Here is a 22319-nt window from a genome sequence, read left to right as displayed (position 1 = left end):
GGGCCCTCCACAGGGCTTGTTTTTTCTCCCGTAGTTGGCGTAGAGTTTGTTCACTGTGTTTGCATGGGTCGCTTGGAATCGTGACCTGGGCAGTAGCCTACAAGTTAGCTACATCCCGTTCGACGTCTTCTTACTCTCCTGCAACCAGCCCCAGTACTCTTTCACAAGAAAGAGGCTGTCATTAATTTTTGCGTCAAAGGAAATAAGAAATGTCCCAACGTCAGAGCGGTACCGTCAAGTGGTTTAACGACGAGAAAGGGTTTGGTTTTATCACTCCAGAAAGCGGTCCGGATCTGTTCGTGCATTTCCGCGCTATTCAGGGCAACGGCTTCAAGAGCCTGAAAGAAGGCCAGAAAGTGACTTTCGTTGCTGTGCAAGGCCAGAAAGGCATGCAGGCTGACGAAGTACAAGCAGAAGCCTGATCTTCTGTAACGAAAAAGCCCCTGATGCTGACATCAGGGGCTTTTTTGTGCGCGTAAATACGTAAAATGGCTTCTTTTTTCCGTCCAGAGGCTGCCATGTCGAAACATCTTCTCAAACCCCAGGGCGACTTTCCTGCCGCCCCCTTGGGTCGTCGCCTGGCAGCGATGTTCTATGACTTCTTGTTGTGTACCGCCCTGCTGATCGTCACCAGCGGCATTTACAAGATGATCCAGATGGCGATCATCGGCGAAGACAAAATGCGCACCTTGACCGAAGCCGGCGCGCTGGACGGTGATCCATTGCTGTCAACGGTGCTGCTATTTGTGTTGTTCGGTTTCTTCGCCAAGTTCTGGACCTGGTCCGGCCAGACCCTGGGCATGCAGGTCTGGTGCATCCGCGTACAAAACGCCGACGGCTCATCCATCAGCCTGTGGCAGGCATTGCTGCGCTTTGTGGTGTCGATCGCGTCCTTGCTGTGCGTCGGGCTGGGGTTCTTCTGGTCGCTGTTCGACAAACAGAAACGCAGCTGGCATGACATCTACTCCGACACCCAGCTCGTGCGGATTCCAAAGAAAGCCAAGTAGTTCAGCCATACAAAAACCAATGTGGGAGCGAGCCTGCTCGCGATAGAGGCGTATCAGTCAACATGGATGTGACTGACAGAACGCTATCGCGAGCAGGCTCGCTCCCACAGTTTTTGCGGCTTAACTGACAGATCTCAGGCGTTGCCGGCCAATTTCATCCGCGCGGCCTGTGTGAAGTCGAGCATCCGCTTCAACGGCCGAATCGCTTGCGGAATCAACGCTGGATCGACAAATATCTCGTTTGTCCCTTCCTTCAAGCTCTTGAGCGTGCGCTCAAGGGTATTCATCGCCATCCACGGGCAATGTGCGCAACTACGGCACGCTGCGCCGTTACCGGCCGTTGGCGCTTCGATGAAGACCTTGTCCGGGCACAGCTGCTGCATCTTGTAGAAGATGCCGCGATCAGTGGCAACGATAAAGGTCTTGTTTGGCAGGCTCTGCGCTGCTGCAATCAACTGACTGGTGGAGCCGACGGCATCCGCCAGCTCGATCACCGACGTCGGCGACTCCGGGTGCACCAGAATCGCTGCGTCCGGGTACAGCGCCTTCATATCTTCGAGCTGCTTGGACTTGAACTCTTCGTGAACGATGCAGGCACCGTCCCACAGCAGCATGTCCGCGCCAGTCTGGCGCTGGATGTAGGTGCCCAAATGCTTGTCCGGGCCCCAGATGATGGTTTCGCCGTTATCCATCAGGCTTTCGACGATCTCCAGCGCGCAGCTTGAAGTCACCACCCAATCCGCCCGGGCTTTGACCGCCGCCGACGTGTTGGCATACACCACCACCGTACGTTCCGGGTGCTGATCGCAGAACGCCGAGAACTCGTCCACCGGGCAACCCAGGTCCAGCGAGCAGGTCGCTTCCAGGGTTGGCATCAGGATGCGCTTTTCCGGGTTGAGGATTTTGGCAGTCTCGCCCATGAACTTCACACCGGCGACCACCACGGTCTTGGCCGGGTGAGCATTGCCGAAGCGGGCCATCTCCAATGAGTCGGAGACACAGCCGCCGGTTTCTTCGGCCAGGGCCTGAATGACCGGATCGCAATAGAAGTGAGCAACCAGCACCGCGTCCTGAGCCTTGAGCTCGGCAGCGATGGCAGCACGGTAATAGGCCTCCTCCTCGGCAGTCAGCGGCTTGGGCTGCTTGGCGTCGAGGTGGGCTTGAACCAGAAGGCGTTCGGAAATCTGCGTCATGTTCGCAAGACCTGCAGGCGCGTTCGCGCGAAAGTCGAGTATACACCCGGCTCCGGCCCCTTCAGGGTACCGCCGGGAAAGTGAGTATCATCAGGCACGGACAACGTTGAAGCTGCGCAAGGCTACAGAATATCCCGTAGATGCAAAAGATGATTCTGACCTGCGTCACGCGGCTCAGCCCAGAACCCGGGCAACCTTAAATCGCAGGCAAAAAAAAATCCGGAAATCCTCACTTGCGTGGGCCTTCCAGACTTTTAAAACTGCTACAAAAATGGTGGGTCGTGTGGGATTCGAACCTACGACCAATTGGTTAAAAGCCAACTGCTCTACCAACTGAGCTAACGACCCGCTGTGTGGTGGCGCGTATAATACTGATTTTTAAGGACTATTCAACACCTAATTTGAAATAAATCAAAAATAAGGTGTTGGGTCACTGATTCCGGCTGCCGCAAAGCCTTCTGCACGCAGGCGGCAGCTGTCGCACTTGCCGCATGCACGACCGTTATCGTCGGCCTGATAGCAGGAAACAGTCAGGCCGTAATCAACACCGAGCTTCACGCCCGCCTGGACTATCTGCGCCTTGCTGAGGTTCTGCAGTGGCGCCTGGATACGAAAACCATTCCCCTCGACGCCGGCCTTGGTCGCCAGATTGGCCATGCGCTCGAAGGATTCAATGAACTCAGGACGGCAATCCGGGTAACCGGAGTAATCCACAGCGTTCACACCAATAAAGATGTCGCGGGCGCCGAGCACTTCAGCCCATCCCAACGCCAGGGACAAGAAAACGGTGTTGCGCGCCGGCACGTAAGTCACCGGAATACCTTCGCCCGCTTCTTCCGGCACATCGATGCTGGTGTCGGTCAATGCTGAACCGCCGATCCCGTTCAGGTTCAGGCCGATCACCTTGTGCTCGACCACACCCAGGTCGCGAGCGACACGTTCGGCGGCGTGCAATTCTGCGTGAGAGCGCTGACCGTAGTCGAAGCTCATGGTGTAGCAGCTGTAGTCTTCAGCGCGAGCCATGGCCACCACGGTCGCGGAGTCCAGACCGCCGGACAGCAGGATGACCGCACGTTTTTCAGCAGTATTCAGTTGTTCAGTCATTTCAGCGCCCCGGCTCGTCATTCCAAAGATATTTATGCAACTGCAATTGCAGACGCACAGGCAGGTTGTCCGCCACCACCCAGTCAGCCAGGTCCCTAGCATTGAGGTCATGGTGACTCGGCGAGAACAGGACTTCGCCGGCACGCTGATCCAGACCGTACTGGATCAGCTTGGACACAGCCCAGTCATAGTCTTCCCGCGAGCAGATGACAAACTTCACCTGATCGTTGCGCGTGAGCAGTTCGATGTTCTCGTAGCGGTTGCGGTGGGCTTCTTTCGAACCCGGGGTTTTCAGGTCGACGACGCGACTGACCCGTGGATCGACCGCCGAGATATCCAGGGCACCGCTGGTTTCCAGCGAGACCTCGTAACCGGCGTCACACAACTGCTTGAGCAATGGGATGGCATTGGGCTGTGCCAGCGGCTCGCCGCCGGTGACACAGACGTAACGCGGACGAAAACCGGCCACTTGCTCGAGGATGTCGTCGAGCGTGCGAAGGGTGCCGCCAGTGAACGCATAAGCGCTGTCGCAGTATTGGCAACGCAATGGGCAACCGGTCAAGCGCACAAAAACAGTGGGCAGCCCGGCAGTCCGCGTTTCACCCTGCAACGAGTAGAAAACTTCGGTGATTCTCAATGTGTCTTGCATAGTCGCCACGGGCATGACAGCTAAACAGGCTGTCCGCCTCCGTCAGGCACTTCAAGGAACCCCGCCATCGCGCAGATCCCAAAAAGCGTGTTTCATAAAAAGGGCGTGAATTCTAACGAAAAAACCCGCGACAAGCGCGGGTTTCTTCAAGACGGGTAAAGCCGCCCTTACATTTTTTGCAGATCACGCTGGGCCAGCTGAGCGGCGGAAGTGCCCGGATATTGGGACACAACCTGTTGCAAAATACCTTTGACCTTGTCGGGATGACCAAGACGGCGCTCTACATCAGCCAGCTTGTACAGCGAATCAGGCACTTTTGGATGCTTGGGGTACAGCTGAGAAACCTTGGCAAAAGCCTGACCTGCACCTTGCAGATCGCCTTTGGCCAGGTTCACTTCCCCCAACCAGTACTGGGCATTACCCGCGTACTGACTGTTCGGGTACTTGCGCAGGAATGCGGCAAAAGCCTGGCTGGCCTTGTCGAAGTCCTTGGCTTTGATCAGGTCGAAGGCTGCATCGTAATACAGTTTTTCCTTCGCCGGATCAGCCTGCTCGCCACCCGCGGCAGGCGCTTGTGTGGAAGTGGCAGCGGCTGCCGCTCCCGCGCCCGCTGCTGCACCGGGGGCATTCAAACTGCCACCGGTGGAAGAATTATCAGGAGTCGCGGCTGGTGCAACGCCGGTTCCTATGCGCCGATCAAGATCCTGATATCGCTCCAGGCTCTCTTGCTTCATGCGCGCTACATCATTTTGCAGAACTTCGATGATGCCTTGTTGGCGCGAGATCTGCTCCTGCATCGATTGCAGTTGGTTGAACAGCTCGCCCTGTGCCGAGACAGGGGCCGAAACCCCTCCCCCGGCATAGGCGCCGTTCGTACCGTAACCTGCAGGCGGATTATTAGTCCCGCTATTGGTATAGCCGGAGTCATTATCGACCACAGGAACCGCAGCCCACACCGCAAGCGGTGCGAGGCTGAGAGCCAAAACAGTTACAGCACGACGGCACGTTCGCATGACGAATTACTTACGCAGTTCGACGCGACGGTTTTGAGCCCAGGACTGCTCGTCGTTGCCGGTAGCAACTGGACGCTCTTCGCCGTAGGAAACCAGTTCCAGCTGAGCTGGGGAAACACCTTGCAGTACCAGGTAACGCTGAACGGCTTTCGCACGACGCTCGCCCAGTGCCATGTTGTACTCACGAGTACCACGTTCGTCGGTGTTGCCTTCCAGAACAACGCGAGCGCCGTTTGCTTTCAGGTCCTTGGCGTGAACGTCCAGAGCGCGCATGGCTTCTGGCTTCAGGTCCGAACTGTCGTATTCGAAGTAGAAAGTGGTGATTGCGCGCAGAGCAGCTTCTTCGCTCAGGGAGCCGTCAACTGCACCAGTGTTTGCGCCGTAACCAGCGTTTGGATCTACAGCGCCTTCACCGGCATTGTCGCCGCCTTTGGACGAGCAACCTACAGCTACAGCCATGGCCAGAGCCAGCGCAGCAAATTTACCAAACTTCAGCATTTCCATCGTGAAACTCCTAATGAACCCCAATGTGTTAAGTACAACGTGTAGCGCCGCGTCAGTTCAGGTAAGGGGACCAGGAAGGTTCTCTGACTTCGCCTTGTGCGGTAGGAAGCGGGAGCCTTACGCGTCCATTAATGGACACGAGCATCAAGACTCCCCGGCCCTGCTGGCGGGTGGCGTAGATTACCATGGTGCCGTTGGGCGCAACAGTAGGCGACTCGTCCAGAGTGCTATCAGTAAGGATTTTTACGCTTCCGCGCTGCAAATCCTGGGCCGCCACCTTGAAATTAGTGAAACCTTCCTGACGATGGATCATCACCAGGGTCTTTTCATCAGCCGAAAGCTTAGGGTTGGCGTTGTAGTTACCGATAAAGGTCACACGTTCCGCACCGCCACCACCTGCACTGGTTTTATAGATCTGCGGCTTGCCGCCACGGTCCGAGGTGAAGTAGATGGTCGAACCATCCTTGCCCCAGAACGGTTCGGTGTTGATGCCAGGACCGTTGGTGACACGGGTGATCTGACGCGAACCCAGGTTCATCACATAGATGTCCGGGTTGCCATCTTTCGACAAGACGAATGCCAGGCGATTGCCATCCGGCGACCATGCTGGCGCGCCGTTCAGGCCTTCGAAGTTGGTGATCTGCTCACGGCGACCGGTGTCGATGTTCTGCATGAAGATACGCGGACGCTTCTGCTCGAACGACACATAAGCGATGCGCTTGCCGTCCGGTGCGAAACGCGGCGACAGGATCGGCTCGCGCGATTGCAGCAGGGTCACGGCACGGGCACCGTCATAGTCAGAACGTTGCAGCGTGTAGCGAGTGTTCTTTTCAGAGAAACGCTCAGCCGTCACGTACAGCAGACGAGTCGAGAACGCACCTTTGATACCGGTGAGTTTTTCGAACGACTGGTCCGCAATGTAGTGCGACATGTCGCGCAGTTGATCGACGCTGCCCGACACGCTGCCGGTCAGCACTTGCTGCTCGGTGGCGACGTTGAACAGTGCGTATTGAACCTGCAGGCGACCGCCCGCAGGAGCAATGCTGCCGACCATGACGTACTGGGCGCCCAGCGCCTTGAAGTCACGGAAGATGATTTCGCTGGCCTGGCTTGGCTGGCTGATCATGTTCTGTTTTGGAATCGGCGAGTAATAACCCGAGTTGCGCAGGTCGTTACCGATGATTTCGGCCATGTCGTCCGGCAGAACGCTGCCGCCCTGGTTGCCAAACGGAACGACTGCGATCGGGGTGGCCCGATCACTGCCGCTGGTGACCAGAATGTTTTTTTCATCAGCTGCCGCTATCCCTGCCATGCAGCAGATAACGACAAGCATTCCTCGAAGAAGGTTTCTCACAAGGCTAGATCCTCAGGTGTGAATGTCATCTTGAATGAACGATACGGAGCGAAATCACTCGGCTTCATTCCCTGCATTTCTGTCAAACGTCCAATGTTCTTGACCGCCGCTACAGCGGAAGCGTCAAACGGACCATCGCCACTGGACTTGGCCACGCTCACCGAAGTCAACGTACCGTCCGGCAACATGCCGATTTGCAACACGACTGTCATGCCTTTGCGGGCCGAAGGTGGACGAGCCCAGCCTTCCGCTGCACGAGCACGAATCAGATCATCGAAACTACCGGCGACTTCGTCACCCTGCTCATCCGCCAAGGCCTGCTGACGCTGCGGCGTGTCAGAAAGCAGATCTGCCAAGGCCTGAGCCTTTTTGTCTTCGGCGGATTTACGTGCTGCTTCCTGCGATTTTTTCTTCGCAGCATCGGCAGCAGCTTTCTTCTTCGCGTCTTCGGCGACTTTCTTCTTCGCCTCTTCAGCTTCAGATTTCTTCTTGGCGTCTTCGGCAGCTTTCTTCTTCGCGTCTTCGACGATCTTTTTCTTCGCTTCTTCAGCGGCCGCTTTCTTGGCCTCTTCTTCAGCTGCTTTCTTGGCTTCTTCTTCAGACTTCTTCTTGGCTATATCAGCCAATTGTTTCTCTTCGGCCTTTTTAGCTTCGGCGGTCTTCTTGGCTTCATCGGCTTTCTTGGCTTCATCAGCCTTTTTTGCCTCTTCCGCTTTCTTCGTCTCGTCGGCCTTTTTGGATTCTTCGGCTTTTTGAGCCGCGTCTTCCTTCTTTTGTTCCGCGGCCTTGATCGCTTCCTGCTCGATCTTTTTCTGTTCCATCTGTTCGACTTCGGTCTGGCGTGCGGCGGATTTCTTCGCCTCACCCGCAATCTTCTGATTGGTCTGGGTGGTCGCCTGACTTTTCGATTTCAGTTGGTACAGGGTCGCCTGGACAATCGGCTTGGCCGGCGGCAGTTCGGGCGTGAAGGCGAAGCTGACGAACAGCATGCCAAAAACCAGCACGTGCAAGACAAGCGCCCAGACGCTAGGCCAGAAGTAGCTTTCCGAGGCGGACGGCTCTCGCATTTGCTGCATCAGGGTGCCTCGGTAATCAAGCCAACATTACCGACCCCGGCTTTCTGCAATCCGCCCATGGCGCCCATGACAGAACCGTAGTCGACGGTCTTGTCGCCGCGGATGAACACCTGGGTACGCTTGCCACCTTCAGTGCCGGCGCGAATGATCTTGGTCACGGCGTCAGTCATCTGCGGCAAGGTCATGGCCTTGTCCTGTTGCTTTTCAGTGTCGACTTCGCTGCCAAGGTTCCAGTAGTAGGTCTTGTCAGCCTTGATCGAAATGGTCAGGACCTGGGTGTTGTTGTCCTGCGGCAAGGCTTCGCTGGAAACCTTGGGCAGATCAACTTTCACGCCCTGATTGAGCATCGGCGCGGTCACCATGAAGATGACCAGCAGCACCAACATCACGTCGATGTAAGGCACCACGTTCATCTCGGCAACCGGCTTGCGCTTTTTGCGAGCTCGAGCGATTAAAGCCATTGGAAATTACCTGCTTATTCTTCGCTGGTGTGCACTTTGCGGTGCAGGATCGCCTGGAATTCATCGGCGAAGGTGTAGTAACGGCCCAGCAGGGTTTCACTGCGCGCAGCAAAACGGTTGTAAGCGATAACGGCCGGGATGGCGGCGAACAAGCCAATCGCGGTAGCAATCAGTGCTTCGGCAATACCCGGGGCCACAGTGGCCAGGGTCGCTTGCTGGGCAGTGGCCAGGCCACGGAAGGAGTTCATGATCCCCCAGACGGTACCGAACAGACCGATATACGGGCTGACGGAACCGACGGTCGCGAGGAACGGCAGGCTCTGCTCGAGCTTTTCTTCTTCGCGGGAAATGGCGACGCGCATGGCACGGGCCACGCCTTCCATGACCGCTTCCGGGTCAACGCCTGGCTGCTGGCGCAGACGGGAGAATTCCTTGAAACCGGCACGGAAGATCTGCTCTACGCCTGAATCCGGATCAGGGTTACTGCCAGCCTGACGGTAGAGTTTGGACAGGTCGATACCGGACCAGAAGCGCTCTTCAAAGCTCTCCAGGGCACGTCGACCGGCGCGCAGCAGATTGCTGCGCTGAAAGATCATGATCCATGAGGTCACCGATGCGGCTACCAGGATCAGCATTACCAGTTGCACCACGATACTGGCATTGCTGACCAGGCTCCACATGGAGGAATGGTCGACGACGTTAGCTTCCACGCTTTATCTCCTGCTTTGAGTGTGTACCCGCGCCGCTCACGTCGGCAAAGGCCGCACGTAGAGCTTCGGGAATGGCCCGGGGTTTTAAACTGTTAGTGCGCACACAGGCCACCAGAAACTGCCCTTCGCAGAGCAGCGCATTATCCGTAGCCCGCCTGACCTGCTGCTTGAAGCGCAGGCTGACACGGTTCAATTCGATTACTTCAGCGCTTACCAGCAACTCGTCGTCCAGTCGCGCCGGCGCGTGGTAACGCGCTTCGCTGGAATGCACGACGAACAACAGGTCCTCACCTGCTAGCTGGGATTGGGCAAAGCCCAGCTCCCGGAGCCGCTCGGTTCGAGCCCGTTCCATAAACTTGAGGTAATTGACGTAATACACGATGCCGCCCGCATCGGTGTCCTCGTAATAAACGCGACAACGAAGTGCGAAAGGCTCAAGCCCGTTTTGCGCGCGCATACTCTAGTGCTTACTCCTCAGGTTGCCAATCCGGCCAGGCAACTGTTTTTCATTGATTCACGGCTTTCTGGCGAAAGTACGGTCCTGGGACCACACAAACCCCGAATATATCAGCGCGCAAAGGTTATTAATCGTCCACGGCATCGAGGAACTCGTCTACCACGGGCATCTCGCCCAATCGTGACGGGATGTTTAAACCGAAGTGCAGATACGCATGCCGGGTCACCACCCGCCCCCGTGGCGTACGCATGATGTAGCCCTGCTGGATCAGGTACGGCTCCAGCACGTCTTCAATGGTGTGGCGCTCTTCACTGATGGCGGCGGCAAGGCTATCGACCCCGACCGGCCCACCGTCGAACTTCTCGATCATGGTCAACAACAGACGTCGATCCTGGTGATCGAAGCCTCGCTCGTCGACATCCAGCAGGTTCAAGGCCAGGTCGGCAATCGGCTTGGTGATGTGGCCCTTGGCGCGAACTTCGGCGAAATCGCGAACCCGGCGCAGCAAGCGGTTGGCGATCCGTGGCGTACCACGGGCACGACGGGCGATTTCGAAGGCGCCTTCCGGGTCCAGTGGCAAGCCGAGGATATTCGCCGAACGACTGACAATCGTTGCCAGGTCGGCGGTGTTATAGAACTCCAGGCGCTGGACGATACCGAAACGGTCGCGCAGCGGATTGGTCAGCATCCCCGCCCGCGTCGTCGCACCGACCAGGGTGAACGGCGGCAGATCAAGCTTGATCGAACGCGCGGCCGGCCCTTCGCCGATCATGATGTCGAGCTGGAAATCTTCCATGGCCGGGTACAGCACTTCTTCGACGATTGGTGAAAGCCGATGGATTTCGTCGATGAACAGAACGTCGTGTGGCTCGAGATTGGTCAACAGCGCCGCCAGGTCACCCGGACGTTCAAGCACGGGGCCCGAGGTGCTCTTGATCGACACGCCCATTTCCTGGGCGATGATGTTGGCCAGGGTCGTCTTACCCAGGCCCGGCGGGCCGAAAATCAGCGTGTGGTCCAGGGATTCATTGCGCCCACGGGCGGCCTGGATGAACAACTCCATTTGCTCGCGAACGGTCGGCTGGCCAATGTATTCGGCCAGGCTGACAGGACGAATCGCCCGGTCCTGGACTTCCTCGCGATCACGAGGCCCCGGTGTGGCGGCAATCAGACGATCAGCTTCAATCACTTAGATCATTCCCTTCAGGGCACGACGAATCATGTCTTCACTGCTCAAACCTTTCTCCTTGATCGCAGAAATCGCCTTGCTGGCTTCCTGCGGCTTGTAGCCCAGGGAGATCAGCGCGCTGACCGCGTCATTTTCGGCGGTGGCGACCGGCGTCGTATCAGGCCCACCCGGCTGGTTTGGCACCAGGGCAAACATGGCCGGCACGGTTTCCCAGGCCTTGAAGCGATCCTTGAGTTCCACCAGCAAACGCTCGGCAGTCTTCTTGCCCACGCCCGGCACCTTGGTCAGCGCCGAGGTGTCCTGGGATTGTACGCAACGGACCAGCTCATCGACTTCCAGGCTCGACATCAGGGCCAGGGCCAATTTCGGCCCCACACCATTGAGACGGATCAACTCGCGAAAAAAGTCTCTCTCACGCTTGCCGAAGAAGCCATAGAGTAATTGCGCGTCTTCGCGTACGACCAAATGGGTGTGCAAGGTCAGCGGTTCACCGACCGACGGCAAGCGATAAAGCGTGGTCATGGGCACTTCCAGCTCATACCCCAGACCGTTTACATCCAGAATCAGGTGCGGCGGCTGTTTCTCAGCGAGTGTGCCGCGCAAGCGTCCAATCACGTTTCAGATCCTTGAGCGTTGGCCAGATCAGTGCTGGCGACTGACAGAACGAGGGTTTTGCGCCGACGACACAGGCGCAAAACCCTCGCTCCATAAAAAATGATTGCTGATGCTATCAGAGACGCAGGCGTCCGCCACGACTGCGTGCCGTACCCAGGCCATGGGGCAACAGGCTGGAGCGGGTGTGAGCATGGCAAATAGCAATGGCCAGGGCGTCCGAGGCATCGATTTGCGGCTTGCTGGTCAGTTTCAGCATGTGCATGACCATCATTTGCACCTGCTCTTTATTCGCCGCGCCAGTCCCGGTTACCGCCTGTTTGACTTGGGTCGCCGTGTACTCAGCGATTTCCAGGCTTTCTTCCGCCCCGGCAACGATGGCCGCGCCGCGGGCCTGGCCAAGTTTCAGCGCAGAATCGGCATTGCGCGCCATGAAGACCTTTTCGATGCCCATGGTCACCGGCCCGTAGGTCTGGATGATTTCGCGCACGCCGCGATAGACGATTTGCAGGCGTTCATGCAGCTCGCCGGACCCTGTGCGAATGCAGCCCGACGCCACGTAAACGCATCCACGCCCGGTATCGCGTACCACGCCATAACCGGTGATGCGCGAACCGGGGTCGATACCAAGAATTAAAGTCATAACGCCTGCAGAAAGAGATCGCGGTGGCTTGAGGATAACTGTGTAGGAGCTGCCAAAGGCTGCGATCTTTTGATTTTCGATCTTAAAGTCAAAAGATCGCAGGCTTCGCCAGCTCCTACAGGGGTCAGGTGAAGGCTGCGATCTTTATCAATGCATCAACCGAGCTGAGCGGCCACCGATTCAGGGATGTCCGCGTTGGAGTAGACGTTCTGCACGTCATCCAGGTCTTCAAGCATGTCGATCAGCTTGAGAACCTTCTCGGCGCCTTCCAGGTCGAGTTCGGCACTGGTGGTCGGCAGCATCACGATTTCCGCATCATCACCCTTGAAGCCTGCGGCCTCCAAAGCGTTGCGCACGGAATAGAAACCGGCGAACGAGGTGAACACGTCGATGGAGCCGTCTTCGTGGGTCACCACGTCATCGGCATCGGCTTCCATCGCCGCTTCCATCAGCGCATCTTCATCAACGCCAGGAGCGAAGGATATCTGCCCCTTGCGCTCGAACAGATAGGCCACCGAACCGTCCGTACCGAGGTTGCCGCCGCATTTGCTGAACGCATGACGAACAGCGGCGGCGGTGCGGTTGCGGTTGTCGGTCATGCACTCGACCATCACCGCCACGCCACCCGGGCCGTAGCCTTCGTAGGTCAGCTCGACCATGTCGTCGGTGTCGGCAGCACCGGCACCGCGGGCGACCGCACGGTCGATGATGTCCCGGCTCATGTTCGCGCCGAGGGCCTTGTCCAGCGCCAGACGCAAACGCGGGTTGGAACCCGGATCGCCACCGCCCTGACGGGCCGCAACGGTCAGTTCACGAATCCACTTGGTGAAAATCTTGCCCTTCTTGGCATCCTGACGTTCTTTGCGGTGCTTGATGTTCGCCCACTTGGAATGACCCGCCATATCTCGCTCCGAATTCTCTTTGAAACATTGCCCGCCGCGCCATGATGCGCCAGCCAGCAAATAAAAATCTCGACCATTCTATAAAGAAAGGGCGCATCCGAAGATGCGCCCTTCTGGTCAGCCTTACTCAGCTTTAGGCGTTTCGCGCAGACGAATGTGCAGTTCGCGCAATGCCTTGGCATCTACCACACCCGGTGCCTGAGTCATGACGCAAGCGGCGCTCTGGGTTTTCGGGAAGGCGATCACTTCACGGATCGACTGGGCGCCGGTCATCAGCATCACCAGACGGTCCAGACCGAAGGCCAGGCCACCGTGCGGCGGCGCGCCGTATTTCAGGGCGTCGAGCAGGAAGCCGAATTTCTCTTCCTGTTCCGCTTCACTGATACCCAGCAGACGGAACACCGACTGTTGCATTTCCTTGCGGTGGATACGGATCGAACCACCACCCAGCTCGGTGCCGTTCAGGACCATGTCGTAGGCACGGGACAGAGCGGTCGCCGGGTTGGCTTCCAATTCTTCCGGGGTGCACTTCGGCGCGGTGAACGGGTGATGCAAGGCCGCGAAGCTGCCGTCGTCGTTCTCTTCGAACATCGGGAAGTCGACTACCCACATTGGCGCCCACTGACAAGTCAGCAGGTTCAGGTCGTTACCGACCTTGATCCGCAGCGCGCCCAGGGCTTCGCTGACGATCTTGGCCTTGTCGGCACCGAAGAACACGATGTCGCCGTCAACCGCGCCAACGCGATCGAGGATCACATTGAGGTTGGCTTCAGGGATGTTCTTGACGATCGGCGATTGCAGGCCTTCGACGCCTTTGGCGCGCTCGTTGACCTTGATGTACGCCAGGCCCTTGGCACCGTAGATGCCGACGAACTTGGTGTAGTCGTCGATCTGCTTGCGCGGCATGCTCGCTGCGCCAGGAACGCGCAAGGCGGCAACGCGGCATTTCGGGTCGTTGGCCGGGCCGCTGAAGACTTTGAAGTCGACTTCTTTCAGCTGATCGGCAACGTCAACCAGTTCCAGCGGGTTACGCAGGTCCGGCTTGTCGGAGCCGTAACGACGCATGGCCTCTTCCCAGGTCATGTGCGGGAAGTCGCCGAATTCCACATCCAGCACTTCCTTGAACAGGTTGCGGATCATGCCTTCGGTAATGCCAATGATGTCTTTTTCATCGAGGAAGCTGGTTTCGATGTCGATCTGAGTGAACTCAGGCTGACGGTCGGCACGCAGGTCTTCGTCGCGGAAGCATTTGGCGATCTGGTAGTAGCGATCGAAGCCAGCCACCATCAGCAGTTGCTTGAACAGCTGCGGCGATTGCGGCAAGGCGAAGAAGGAACCGGCGTGAGTACGGCTCGGCACCAGGTAATCGCGAGCACCTTCCGGGGTAGCGCGGGTCAGGATCGGCGTCTCGACATCGAGGAAGCCGTTCTCGTCCAGGTAACGACGGATGCTGGTGGTCATGCGCGAACGCAGGCGCAGCTTCTCGAGCATTTCCGGACGACGCAGGTCGATGAAGCGATAACGCAGGCGGGTTTCTTCGCCGACGTCGGAGAACTCGTTGAGCGGGAACGGCGGGGTTTCCGCTTCGTTCAATACTTCCAGCTCGTAGCCCAGCACTTCGATCATGCCCGACGCCATGTTGGCGTTGCCGGCACCGGCCGGACGCAGGCGAACCTTGCCGGTGACCTTGACCACGTACTCGCTGCGCACGCGATCGGCGGCGGCGAAAGTTTCAGCGCGGTCCGGGTCGAACACCACCTGGGCCAGACCGTCCCGATCACGGATATCGAGGAAAATCACCCCACCGTGGTCACGGCGACGGTGAACCCATCCGCAAAGGGTAATTTCCTGGCCTTCCAGGCTTTCGTTCAGTTGGCCGCAATAATGGCTGCGCATCATGGTAGTGGTTTCGCTTCTCGTAATTCGAAATTCGGTTGGAGGCCTTGCTCATATCCGGCCCTGGTGAAAGGCGCCAGATGATGCAAGAGCTCGCTCGTGTCGTTCAACTCAGGCTCAAGACCCTAGTCAGCTTTGTCGCCGCCGGCCAGATTCTTCTTGGAACCGGTCTTGAAATCGGTTTCGTACCAGCCGGTGCCGCTAAGGCGGAAGCCCGGCATGGACAGCATCTTCTTAAGCTCTGGCGCCTGGCAGGCAGGGCAGTCGACCAGCGGTGCTGCGCTGATCTTTTGAATGGCTTCCAACTGATGACCACAGGAAGCACATTGATAGTCGTACATCGGCATGGGGGTTGTCTCGGCGATCAGATTGCTACCGCACACGCTGGGTTTTGCGGCAAAGAGCGGGATTATATCCATTAAATGCAGCCTGTGCAGCCGTAAGACTGCACAGACCGACACTCTATTCATTCACCCCTGTGGTCAAGGCATGGCGATGCAGCCACCTTCCTTCAGGCTGTGCACGACACACACAACCCGCACCAGCCCGGTGAAATTCTTGACCCCGCCGTGACGCAAATGCACCTCGCGGTCCACATGGGACAACAGCGCACTGACGGAACAGCAGTTGACCTTGGCCATATCATTCAAAATATCCCAGTACACCTGTTCAAGTCGCAAGCAGGTGGCGAAACCATTCAACCGCACTGATCGGGATAAAGGCTGGGCCAGGCCCATATCAAATTCGCTGACAAATGGATCGATCCTTATCTCCTTGACCGGACCGACCTGCCCCTCGCTTCTCCTGTCTTCGTCATCCATTTCGTTGACACTCCTTAGCCATCCTTGCCTTCTTTAAGAGCAATATCTGTTGCCCTATAGAAGCGCAGGCGCATAGGTATATCCAGATGACTTTATGACCATCAACGTAGGAGAAGCCAACAATTGAAGGGCGATCATGGAGACCGTCCTAGGCCGGACGTTTTCCTACATAGTCAGACGCCATTTGACTAGCGCATAAGGGATTTAAAGAGACAGCAGACCGCAGCACCTACATAGTTTTCTTATGGACGGGCATGCGCGACGGTCACCTGCGACAAATCGACTCTCAGAGCACCGCTGGACTGCCTGATTTGAGTAGCCGCAGGCTTTGCTGTTAAATAGGCAGTGTGTCGCTACCGCCTATTTTCCGGGGGCTGCGCATAGGCTGATACCGGGTACGTGTCCAACGCCTCCTATTGTTCTGAAGCGAACCGTGCTCAATCAGCTCTTCCTTGTGATCCGTCTTAACGTGAGTTACTCAAAATGTTGAAAATTGTCCACCTGCTAATGGGCGCAGCAGCCTTGCTGCTGTCCTTCATCCCTAGCCTGCGATCCGAAGCCGTACCTTACCTGCAACAACCTGATGCGCTGTACCTGGCCTTTTTCGGCCTGCTCAACCTCACCCTCGCTCCTGTTATCCCTTACTGGAACAAAGGCCCGCGTCATCAATTGCAAAACCTGGTCAGCGCCCTGCTGGTTCTGGCCGTCGTCCTGCAAACCCTGACGCTGCTCGCGCCAATGCCTGTCATTGCCGGTCAACCTGCCGTTCTGTTCAGCCTGGTCGCTGCCCTGATTGCCGTTCTTCTGCACCTGACCATCAGCTTCTACAAATCTTCACCGGCCGCCGCCTCGCCAAGCTATGACATGAGCAACCGCGATACCGGTACCGTAAAGTGGTTCAACACATCCAAAGGCTTCGGCTTTATTTCCCGTGATTCCGGCGATGATATTTTCGTGCATTTCCGGGCCATTCGTGGCGAGGGTCACCGTGTCCTGGTCGAAGGCCAGCGCGTGGAGTTCTCTGTCATGAATCGTGACAAAGGCCTGCAAGCCGAAGATGTGATCGCCGCACTGCCGCGCCGCTGATCCGAGGCTAAAAAAAACCGCGAACAGCCTGGCTGTTCGCGGTTTTTTATTGCGTGCCGTCTAGTAATGCGGTGGTGGCGCCTCTTCTTCGAACGTCTCGAACTGACCGGCCATTTCTTCTTGCCGCTTGAGCAATGCGGCCATTTGCAGCTGCAAGCGCTCCACTGCACGCTGCTGCGTCGCCAGCACATCGCTCAGTGCCTGGATGGTGTCATCCTGAAACGCCAGTTGGCTCTCCAGATCGGTAACGCGTTCTTCCAGGCTCATGATTCAACCCTCCAGAAACGTAAAATCATCGGTCAATACCAGGCGCAACCGTTCGCGTATCAACGCGATCTGCTCCGAACCATAAGGTTTGGCCGGGTGTTTACCCCAGACCGGTGCCGGCCAGGCGGCGTCTTCACGCTTGCGCACTATCACATGCATGTGCAACTGACTGACGACGTTACCCAGGGCCGCGACATTCAATTTGTCCGCGTCGAACGAGTCCTTGAGCATTTCCGCCAGTGCGGTCGTTTCCTGCCACAGCTGCTGTTGATCTGCGACATCCAACTGAAATATCTCACTGATATCCTCGCGTCGCGGCACCAGAATGAACCAGGGGTAGTTCGAATCATTGGACAGCAGCAACCGGCAGAGTGGGAAATCCCCGATCGGTAACGTGTCTTGTTGAAGCCGTGGATCTAGAACGAACACTGCGCGCACTCCCGCCTGGTCATCAATTTCAGCTTAGCGTCCATTCCGAGAGACGGCGCACCAAGCGACAGGACGGCAGCATACCTGCGAACGCCGCCGGCTTCACGACGAACCATGGCCGAAGCCAACCCGAGAAAGCACAAACGACCAGCCACGCGCCCCGACATGAATCGTTTTCGATCAGGACGCACCATTACAGAACCAGCAACCACACAAAAAACGCCGAACTGACTGATAAACAACGACCCGTTCAATGTTGCCAAACGACCGCACTGTATGAATTCGGTACAGTGATTAAAATTTTTTGCACCAAAACCGCACAGCGCGTCTACGCTGAGTCGGTCAGGCATCCGCCATTTACTCACTGGTGGGGTGAACCGGTAACGTTTTGGGTTGTCATGCAGTCGGCCACAAGGGTGCAACACGACGCAAACCATGGCGTCAAGCCCAAACAAAATATGGATGAACACCCCGGTTTTATGAGGTTTTTACAGCGACAGGCAGGCTTTCAGAAAAAAAACCGTCAGGATTCTGATTTGTGCACGTTTGTTGCATTCACACCCACATCGCCTTTAAAGCGTCCGCTGGAAGTGGACGCCTTAAGGCAAATAAAAACAGCGGCAGGGTTGCCCGATGGAGATTCAAGCGTTTCACCCAGGGACTCTTTTTACCGATGCTCAGGTCCTGGAAAACAACGCTAAAAGTTGTCAGTCCGCTTGCGTCGGGGCTGTAAATTTGCGACATCTACCAAGCTGTTTGCGACAGGGTCGTAAAGAAGCTGAAAGGTTAGATGCGCAAGTATCGCCAACATGGTCGGCGTGATATAAGTTTGCGCCGACACAAAAAGAAAGAGCCGCCCAGATAATAAATCAGGTGGGACGGCAGTACTCTTCTAAAACCAAAGGAGCAAATCACGATGCGCGTGATGAAGTGGAGCATGATCGCACTGGCAGTTGCAGCAGCAGCCAGTACTCAAATGGCTACGGCCGCACCTTTTGTAAGTGACCAGGCTGAAGCCAAAGGTTTTGTTGAAGACAGCTCGTTGAACTTGCTGGTTCGCAACTACTACTTCAACCGTGATAACAAAGATGGCGCCAACGACCAGAAAGACTGGACCCAAGGTCTTTGGGGCAACTACAGCTCCGGTTACACTCAGGGCCTGATCGGCGTCGGCGTCGATGCGTTCGGTTACCTGGCAATCAAGCTGGACGGTGGCGATGGCACCGGCGGCACCGGCAACATGAGCCGTAGCGACACCCGAAATGCCAGCGGTTATCGCGAAGTCAACGACAGCCAGGGCAAAGCCGGCGGCGCCGTTAAATTCCGCGTATCCAAAACCGAGCTGAAAGTCGGTGAGATGCAGCCAAGCACTGCTCCAGTGTTCGCTGTTGGTGGCTCCCGCATCCTTCCTCAAACTGCCAGCGGTATCCAACTGCAAAGCAGCGAAATCAAAGACCTCGACCTCGAAGCTGGTCACTTCTACTCGGCTTCCAGCCAGGACAAGAACGCCAGCGATGGCGGCCTGTACGCAACCTATGCGAACTTCAGCGATGGTGAAGAAGCCAACAAGATCGACTATTTCGGCGGCAAGTATGGTTTCACTGACAACCTGAGCGCCTCGCTTTATGGTGCCAAGCTCGAAGACATCTGGAACCAGTACTACGCGAATTTGAACTACACCCTTCCGCTGACTGACAGTCAGTCGATCAACTTCGACGGTAACATCTACAACACCCAAGACACCGGTGACGCTAAAGTAGGCGATATCAGCAACACCACCTACTCGCTGGCCGCGGCTTACTCGTTCCTGAAGGCGCACACCATCACCCTGGGCTTCCAGAAGGTCAACGGTGATACTCCGTTCGACTACATCGGGGTGGGCAAAAACAACCGTGGTGGCGACTCGATTTTCCTCGCCAACTCCATCCAGTACTCCGACTTCAACGGTCCTAACGAGAAATCGGCACAAATCCGTTACGACCTGAAAATGGCTGAATACGGCGTTCCTGGTCTGAGCTTCATGACCCGTTACGTAAAAGGTTGGGACATCGACGGCACCAACACTCCAACAAACAGCGCTTACGCTGGTATGTACGGTGCAGACGGCAAGCACAACGAAACCAACTTCGAAGCCAAGTACGTTGTACAGAACGGCCCAGCGAAAGACCTGTCCTTCCGTATCCGTCAGGCATGGCACTTCGCTAACAGCGACCAAGGTGAAGGCGATATCAAAGAGTTCCGTCTGATCGTTGACTACCCGCTGTCGATCTTGTAATCGCAAGCAGTTAATTTGCGGTAACAAACAAAAGGCCCATCTTCGGATGGGCCTTTTTATCGGCTACAACTCAGCATTTAAATGATCGACTTTTTCCAGAACATGCCTGACCCAACAGTCAGGCATTGTTCGAAGGATCAATCACTGCACCGCTGATTCCTGAACCACCCGAATCACCCGCTGTGGAAACGGGATATCGATACCAGCTGCTTTCAAACGATCACGGGAGTGTTCGTTGAACATGAACAGCACATCCCAATAATCCGCAGTCTTCACCCACACTCGCAGGGAAACAGTAATCGAACTGTCGCCCAGGGTAGAAATCACTGCCTGAGGTTCCGGGTCAGCCAAAACACGCTCATCGTTGGCCAGGTCCAGCAAGACCTGACGGGCTTGCTGCAAGTCCGCTTGGTAATCAACGCCCACATCAAACACAATTTTACGGGTCGGTTGACGGTTGGTATTGGTGATGATGCCGTTCGACAGGTTGCCGTTCGGCATGATGATGGTTTTGTTATCGCCGGTACGCAACACAGTGTGGAAGATCTGGATGCTGTCGACAGTGCCGGCAACACCTTGGGCTTCGATCCAATCACCAATGCGGAACGGGCGGAACAACAGAATCAGCACACCACCGGCGAAGTTCGCCAGGCTGCCCTGCAAGGCCAAACCGATGGCCAGACCGGCCGCACCGATGGCCGCAACAAACGAAGTGGTTTCCACGCCGATCATCGAGGCGACGCTGACGATCAGCAGAACCTTGAGAATAATGTTCGCCAGGCTGCTGATGAAGCCTTGCAGGGCGAGGTCGGCGTTACGCAGCGCCAACAGGCCACCGAGCTTTTGCGTGACCTTGTTGATCAGCCACCAACCGATGGCCAAGGTAAGCACCGCCAGCAGCACGCGGCTGCCGTATTCCATGATCATTGGAATCCAGGCTTGAGACGCCTTGACCAGGTTGTCCACTTCAGTATTCAAATCCATCTATATTCTCCTGGGTTAAGCACAATCCCGGTGGGAGCGAGCCTGCTCGCGAAAACGGGGTGTCATTCAACAGTGATGTCGACTGATACGCCCTTCTTCGCGAGCAAGCTCGCTCCCACAGGGTTTCCGCCTGAAAGGTCAGTCGCGGAAGTTGTTGAACTGCAGCGGCATATCGAACGTCTTGGCGCGCAGGGCCGCGATGGCTTCCTGCAAATCGTCACGTTTCTTGCCGGTAATGCGCACTTGCTCGCCTTGAATGGCAGCCTGAACCTTGAGCTTGGCGTCTTTGACATGAGCGACGATTTTCTTCGCCAGCTCTTTGTCGATGCCTTCCTTGAGGACTGCTTCCTGCTTCATCAGCTTGCCCGACGCATAGGCATCCTTGACTTCAAGGCACTGCACGTCGATTTTGCGCTTGACCAGGGCCAGCTTGAGGATCTCAATCATCGCTTCGAGCTGGAAATCGGCTTCAGCGGTCAGGTTGACGGTCAGGTCCTTTTCCTTGAACTCGAAGGTGCCTTTGCCTTTCAGGTCATAACGACGATCGAGTTCCTTGACGGCGTTCTCGACCGCGTTGGTGACTTCGTGTTTGTCCAGTTCGGATACCACGTCGAACGACGGCATGTAATCTCTCCAATAAAAGGGCATGCTCGATCACGATGGAGCACGCCTGGCTTGCGGTTAAAATCCGCGCTGATTATAACGGGTCTTTCCCATCATTCACTGCGAGCCACCCATGCGCGCGATAAACAGAGCAAAAAGCTGATGTCCACCACCTGGCATGTTCTTGGCGCCGGCAGCCTTGGCACCTTATGGGCGACTCGACTGGCGCGGGCCGACGTGCCGGTCAAGCTGATCCTGCGGGACGCTGCCCGCTTAGCGGCGTATCAGGCGGCGGGTGGGCTGACGCTGGTCGAGCATGGTGAAGCGAAGTGCTATCCGGTGCCCGCCGAGACACCCGACCACCCTGAACCGATCCACCGCTTGCTGGTGGCCTGTAAAGCCTACGATGCCGAGGCAGCCGTGGCCCAACTGGCACCCCGCCTGGCCCCCGACGCCGAGCTGATCCTGTTGCAGAATGGTCTTGGCAGCCAGGACGCTGTCGCCACGCAGGTACCGCAAGCCCGCTGCATTTACGCGTCGAGCACCGAGGGTGCCTTTCGCGATGGCGACTGGCGCGTGGTCTTCGCCGGCCACGGTTACACCTGGCTGGGGGATGCAGGGCATCCCGTGGCGCCGATCTGGCTGGATGACCTGAGCATCGCCGGCATTCCCCACGAATGGAGCACCGATATTCTGACCCGGCTGTGGCGAAAACTGGCGCTCAACTGTGCGATCAATCCGCTGACCGTGCTGCACGATTGCCGTAATGGCGGTTTGCAGGAACACCACTGCGAAGTCGCCACCCTTTGCGTCGAATTGACCGAGTTGCTTGAGCGGTGCGGCCAGCCAGCCGCCGCCGAAGACCTTCAACAGGAAGTCGAGCGGGTGATTCAAGCGACCGCCGCCAATTACTCTTCGATGTACCAGGACGTCGCGAACCAGCGCCGCACCGAGATCAGCTATCTATTGGGTCATGCCTGCAAAGTCGCCGCGAGACATCAGTTGAACCTGCCGCACCTCAATCAACTTGAACAAAGATTGATCACCCATCTGCACAGCCTTGGATTGCCCAGCGACTGAGCAG

Annotated in this window: 26 protein-coding genes and 1 tRNA gene; 5 read left to right on the top strand and 22 right to left on the bottom strand. The window is 56.9% G+C overall.

What is annotated here, in order from left to right:
• The first annotated feature begins 209 nt into the window (after positions 1 to 209).
• Positions 210 to 422: a cold-shock protein gene (locus tag AC3WP4_RS12320; RefSeq protein WP_003175786.1), complete on the top strand. Its 213-nt coding sequence runs from the start codon at positions 210 to 212 to the stop codon at positions 420 to 422.
• A gap of 96 nt (positions 423 to 518) precedes the next feature.
• A complete protein-coding gene (locus AC3WP4_RS12315) occupies positions 519 to 1007 on the top strand; it encodes an RDD family protein (RefSeq protein ID WP_074879451.1) in 489 nt (162 codons plus the stop codon).
• A gap of 134 nt (positions 1008 to 1141) precedes the next feature.
• On the opposite strand, the gene nadA is transcribed toward AC3WP4_RS12315, so the two are convergent.
• From nadA to AC3WP4_RS12225, 18 genes are all read right to left on the bottom strand, one after another.
• Positions 1142 to 2200, bottom strand: a complete 1059-nt coding sequence (gene nadA, locus AC3WP4_RS12310) for a quinolinate synthase NadA (RefSeq protein WP_008146918.1) — start codon at positions 2198 to 2200, stop codon at positions 1142 to 1144.
• A gap of 272 nt (positions 2201 to 2472) precedes the next feature.
• A tRNA-Lys gene (locus AC3WP4_RS12305) sits at positions 2473 to 2548 on the bottom strand.
• Positions 2549 to 2611: 63 nt separating this feature from the next.
• Positions 2612 to 3304, bottom strand: a complete 693-nt coding sequence (gene queC, locus AC3WP4_RS12300; protein WP_102615382.1) for a 7-cyano-7-deazaguanine synthase QueC — start codon at positions 3302 to 3304, stop codon at positions 2612 to 2614.
• A gap of 1 nt (position 3305) precedes the next feature.
• Positions 3306 to 3953, bottom strand: coding sequence for a 7-carboxy-7-deazaguanine synthase QueE (gene queE, locus AC3WP4_RS12295; protein WP_074880837.1), 648 nt, complete (start codon positions 3951 to 3953; stop codon positions 3306 to 3308).
• Positions 3954 to 4120: 167 nt separating this feature from the next.
• Complete coding sequence (ybgF, locus tag AC3WP4_RS12290; RefSeq protein WP_102615381.1) at positions 4121 to 4966, bottom strand: tol-pal system protein YbgF; 846 nt, start codon at positions 4964 to 4966, stop codon at positions 4121 to 4123.
• A gap of 6 nt (positions 4967 to 4972) precedes the next feature.
• Complete coding sequence (pal, locus tag AC3WP4_RS12285; RefSeq protein ID WP_003178634.1) at positions 4973 to 5470, bottom strand: peptidoglycan-associated lipoprotein Pal; 498 nt, start codon at positions 5468 to 5470, stop codon at positions 4973 to 4975.
• Positions 5471 to 5522: 52 nt separating this feature from the next.
• A complete protein-coding gene (gene tolB, locus AC3WP4_RS12280) occupies positions 5523 to 6803 on the bottom strand; it encodes a Tol-Pal system beta propeller repeat protein TolB (RefSeq protein WP_166675809.1) in 1281 nt (426 codons plus the stop codon).
• A 17-nt stretch (positions 6804 to 6820) separates the two neighbouring features.
• Positions 6821 to 7900, bottom strand: coding sequence for a cell envelope integrity protein TolA (gene tolA, locus AC3WP4_RS12275; RefSeq protein ID WP_074879466.1), 1080 nt, complete (start codon positions 7898 to 7900; stop codon positions 6821 to 6823).
• Positions 7900 to 8352 carry a protein TolR gene (gene tolR, locus AC3WP4_RS12270; RefSeq protein WP_161807482.1) on the bottom strand — a complete coding sequence of 151 codons (453 nt, stop codon included), beginning with the start codon at positions 8350 to 8352 and terminating at the stop codon, positions 7900 to 7902. Before tolR ends, tolA begins: the two co-directional genes overlap by 1 nt.
• Positions 8353 to 8375: 23 nt before the next feature.
• Positions 8376 to 9071: a protein TolQ gene (gene tolQ, locus AC3WP4_RS12265; RefSeq protein WP_008147369.1), complete on the bottom strand. Its 696-nt coding sequence runs from the start codon at positions 9069 to 9071 to the stop codon at positions 8376 to 8378.
• Positions 9061 to 9528 carry a tol-pal system-associated acyl-CoA thioesterase gene (gene ybgC / locus AC3WP4_RS12260; RefSeq protein WP_008147372.1) on the bottom strand — a complete coding sequence of 156 codons (468 nt, stop codon included), beginning with the start codon at positions 9526 to 9528 and terminating at the stop codon, positions 9061 to 9063. The genes tolQ and ybgC overlap by 11 nt, the downstream gene beginning before the upstream one ends.
• A 127-nt stretch (positions 9529 to 9655) precedes the next feature.
• Positions 9656 to 10717: a Holliday junction branch migration DNA helicase RuvB gene (gene ruvB, locus AC3WP4_RS12255; RefSeq protein WP_008147374.1), complete on the bottom strand. Its 1062-nt coding sequence runs from the start codon at positions 10715 to 10717 to the stop codon at positions 9656 to 9658.
• Positions 10718 to 11332 carry a Holliday junction branch migration protein RuvA gene (gene ruvA, locus AC3WP4_RS12250; RefSeq protein WP_046049661.1) on the bottom strand — a complete coding sequence of 205 codons (615 nt, stop codon included), beginning with the start codon at positions 11330 to 11332 and terminating at the stop codon, positions 10718 to 10720.
• Positions 11333 to 11447: 115 nt separating this feature from the next.
• A complete protein-coding gene (gene ruvC, locus AC3WP4_RS12245) occupies positions 11448 to 11972 on the bottom strand; it encodes a crossover junction endodeoxyribonuclease RuvC (protein WP_007945844.1) in 525 nt (174 codons plus the stop codon).
• A gap of 155 nt (positions 11973 to 12127) precedes the next feature.
• Positions 12128 to 12874, bottom strand: coding sequence for a YebC/PmpR family DNA-binding transcriptional regulator (locus AC3WP4_RS12240; protein ID WP_008072427.1), 747 nt, complete (start codon positions 12872 to 12874; stop codon positions 12128 to 12130).
• Between the two features lie 123 nt (positions 12875 to 12997).
• Positions 12998 to 14773 carry an aspartate--tRNA ligase gene (aspS, locus tag AC3WP4_RS12235; RefSeq protein ID WP_074879473.1) on the bottom strand — a complete coding sequence of 592 codons (1776 nt, stop codon included), beginning with the start codon at positions 14771 to 14773 and terminating at the stop codon, positions 12998 to 13000.
• A 122-nt stretch (positions 14774 to 14895) separates the two neighbouring features.
• Positions 14896 to 15117 carry an FmdB family zinc ribbon protein gene (locus AC3WP4_RS12230; protein ID WP_010457489.1) on the bottom strand — a complete coding sequence of 74 codons (222 nt, stop codon included), beginning with the start codon at positions 15115 to 15117 and terminating at the stop codon, positions 14896 to 14898.
• Positions 15118 to 15252: 135 nt separating this feature from the next.
• Positions 15253 to 15591 carry a ribbon-helix-helix domain-containing protein gene (locus tag AC3WP4_RS12225; RefSeq protein WP_074879475.1) on the bottom strand — a complete coding sequence of 113 codons (339 nt, stop codon included), beginning with the start codon at positions 15589 to 15591 and terminating at the stop codon, positions 15253 to 15255.
• 483 nt (positions 15592 to 16074) lie between these two features.
• Here AC3WP4_RS12225 and AC3WP4_RS12220 point away from each other — a divergent pair, with 483 nt between their 5' ends.
• Complete coding sequence (locus tag AC3WP4_RS12220; RefSeq protein WP_102615380.1) at positions 16075 to 16677, top strand: cold-shock protein; 603 nt, start codon at positions 16075 to 16077, stop codon at positions 16675 to 16677.
• Positions 16678 to 16737: 60 nt separating this feature from the next.
• Here the strand turns inward: AC3WP4_RS12220 and AC3WP4_RS12215 are convergent, their stop codons facing one another.
• A complete protein-coding gene (locus tag AC3WP4_RS12215) occupies positions 16738 to 16944 on the bottom strand; it encodes a SlyX family protein (RefSeq protein WP_008029236.1) in 207 nt (68 codons plus the stop codon).
• 3 nt (positions 16945 to 16947) lie between these two features.
• Positions 16948 to 17373, bottom strand: coding sequence for an HIT domain-containing protein (locus AC3WP4_RS12210; RefSeq protein WP_074879481.1), 426 nt, complete (start codon positions 17371 to 17373; stop codon positions 16948 to 16950).
• A 916-nt stretch (positions 17374 to 18289) separates the two neighbouring features.
• Between AC3WP4_RS12210 and AC3WP4_RS12205 the strand changes: the two genes are divergently transcribed.
• The gene (locus tag AC3WP4_RS12205) at positions 18290 to 19648 is read left to right on the top strand and encodes an OprD family porin (RefSeq protein WP_074879484.1); all 1359 of its coding nucleotides are present in this window, start codon (positions 18290 to 18292) and stop codon (positions 19646 to 19648) included.
• Between the two features lie 141 nt (positions 19649 to 19789).
• Here AC3WP4_RS12205 and AC3WP4_RS12200 read toward each other — a convergent pair whose 3' ends face one another.
• On the bottom strand, positions 19790 to 20632 hold the full coding sequence (locus AC3WP4_RS12200) for a mechanosensitive ion channel family protein (RefSeq protein WP_074879487.1): 843 nt from the start codon (positions 20630 to 20632) through the stop codon (positions 19790 to 19792).
• Positions 20633 to 20770: 138 nt separating this feature from the next.
• Positions 20771 to 21256 (bottom strand): YajQ family cyclic di-GMP-binding protein, encoded by a 486-nt coding sequence (locus AC3WP4_RS12195; protein WP_007906601.1) that lies wholly within the window; start codon positions 21254 to 21256, stop codon positions 20771 to 20773.
• Positions 21257 to 21397: 141 nt separating this feature from the next.
• Between AC3WP4_RS12195 and AC3WP4_RS12190 the strand changes: the two genes are divergently transcribed.
• Positions 21398 to 22315, top strand: coding sequence for a putative 2-dehydropantoate 2-reductase (locus AC3WP4_RS12190; RefSeq protein ID WP_102615379.1), 918 nt, complete (start codon positions 21398 to 21400; stop codon positions 22313 to 22315).
• The last annotated feature ends 4 nt before the right edge of the window (positions 22316 to 22319 follow it).

It is taken from the genome of Pseudomonas sp. FW305-20 (assembly GCF_058788075.1).
Note: the sequence above shows the minus strand (reverse complement) of the source record. Positions and strands in the feature narration are given on the sequence as shown.

Excerpts from the sequence above, each read along its gene's own strand:
- AC3WP4_RS12320 (WP_003175786.1), top strand. The coding sequence starts at position 210 with ATGTCCCAACGTCAGAGCGGTACCGTCAAGTGGTTTAACGACGAGAAA.
- AC3WP4_RS12315 (WP_074879451.1), top strand. The coding sequence starts at position 519 with ATGTCGAAACATCTTCTCAAACCCCAGGGCGACTTTCCTGCCGCCCCC.
- nadA (WP_008146918.1), bottom strand. The coding sequence starts at position 2,200 with ATGACGCAGATTTCCGAACGCCTTCTGGTTCAAGCCCACCTCGACGCC.
- queC (WP_102615382.1), bottom strand. The coding sequence starts at position 3,304 with ATGACTGAACAACTGAATACTGCTGAAAAACGTGCGGTCATCCTGCTG.
- queE (WP_074880837.1), bottom strand. The coding sequence starts at position 3,953 with ATGCAAGACACATTGAGAATCACCGAAGTTTTCTACTCGTTGCAGGGT.
- ybgF (WP_102615381.1), bottom strand. The coding sequence starts at position 4,966 with ATGCGAACGTGCCGTCGTGCTGTAACTGTTTTGGCTCTCAGCCTCGCA.
- pal (WP_003178634.1), bottom strand. The coding sequence starts at position 5,470 with ATGGAAATGCTGAAGTTTGGTAAATTTGCTGCGCTGGCTCTGGCCATG.
- tolB (WP_166675809.1), bottom strand. The coding sequence starts at position 6,803 with ATGCTTGTCGTTATCTGCTGCATGGCAGGGATAGCGGCAGCTGATGAA.
- tolA (WP_074879466.1), bottom strand. The coding sequence starts at position 7,900 with ATGCAGCAAATGCGAGAGCCGTCCGCCTCGGAAAGCTACTTCTGGCCT.
- ybgC (WP_008147372.1), bottom strand. The coding sequence starts at position 9,528 with ATGCGCGCGCAAAACGGGCTTGAGCCTTTCGCACTTCGTTGTCGCGTT.
- ruvC (WP_007945844.1), bottom strand. The coding sequence starts at position 11,972 with ATGACTTTAATTCTTGGTATCGACCCCGGTTCGCGCATCACCGGTTAT.
- AC3WP4_RS12240 (WP_008072427.1), bottom strand. The coding sequence starts at position 12,874 with ATGGCGGGTCATTCCAAGTGGGCGAACATCAAGCACCGCAAAGAACGT.
- aspS (WP_074879473.1), bottom strand. The coding sequence starts at position 14,773 with ATGATGCGCAGCCATTATTGCGGCCAACTGAACGAAAGCCTGGAAGGC.
- AC3WP4_RS12230 (WP_010457489.1), bottom strand. The coding sequence starts at position 15,117 with ATGCCGATGTACGACTATCAATGTGCTTCCTGTGGTCATCAGTTGGAA.
- AC3WP4_RS12225 (WP_074879475.1), bottom strand. The coding sequence starts at position 15,591 with ATGGATGACGAAGACAGGAGAAGCGAGGGGCAGGTCGGTCCGGTCAAG.
- AC3WP4_RS12220 (WP_102615380.1), top strand. The coding sequence starts at position 16,075 with ATGTTGAAAATTGTCCACCTGCTAATGGGCGCAGCAGCCTTGCTGCTG.
- AC3WP4_RS12215 (WP_008029236.1), bottom strand. The coding sequence starts at position 16,944 with ATGAGCCTGGAAGAACGCGTTACCGATCTGGAGAGCCAACTGGCGTTT.
- AC3WP4_RS12205 (WP_074879484.1), top strand. The coding sequence starts at position 18,290 with ATGCGCGTGATGAAGTGGAGCATGATCGCACTGGCAGTTGCAGCAGCA.
- AC3WP4_RS12200 (WP_074879487.1), bottom strand. The coding sequence starts at position 20,632 with ATGGATTTGAATACTGAAGTGGACAACCTGGTCAAGGCGTCTCAAGCC.
- AC3WP4_RS12195 (WP_007906601.1), bottom strand. The coding sequence starts at position 21,256 with ATGCCGTCGTTCGACGTGGTATCCGAACTGGACAAACACGAAGTCACC.
- AC3WP4_RS12190 (WP_102615379.1), top strand. The coding sequence starts at position 21,398 with ATGTCCACCACCTGGCATGTTCTTGGCGCCGGCAGCCTTGGCACCTTA.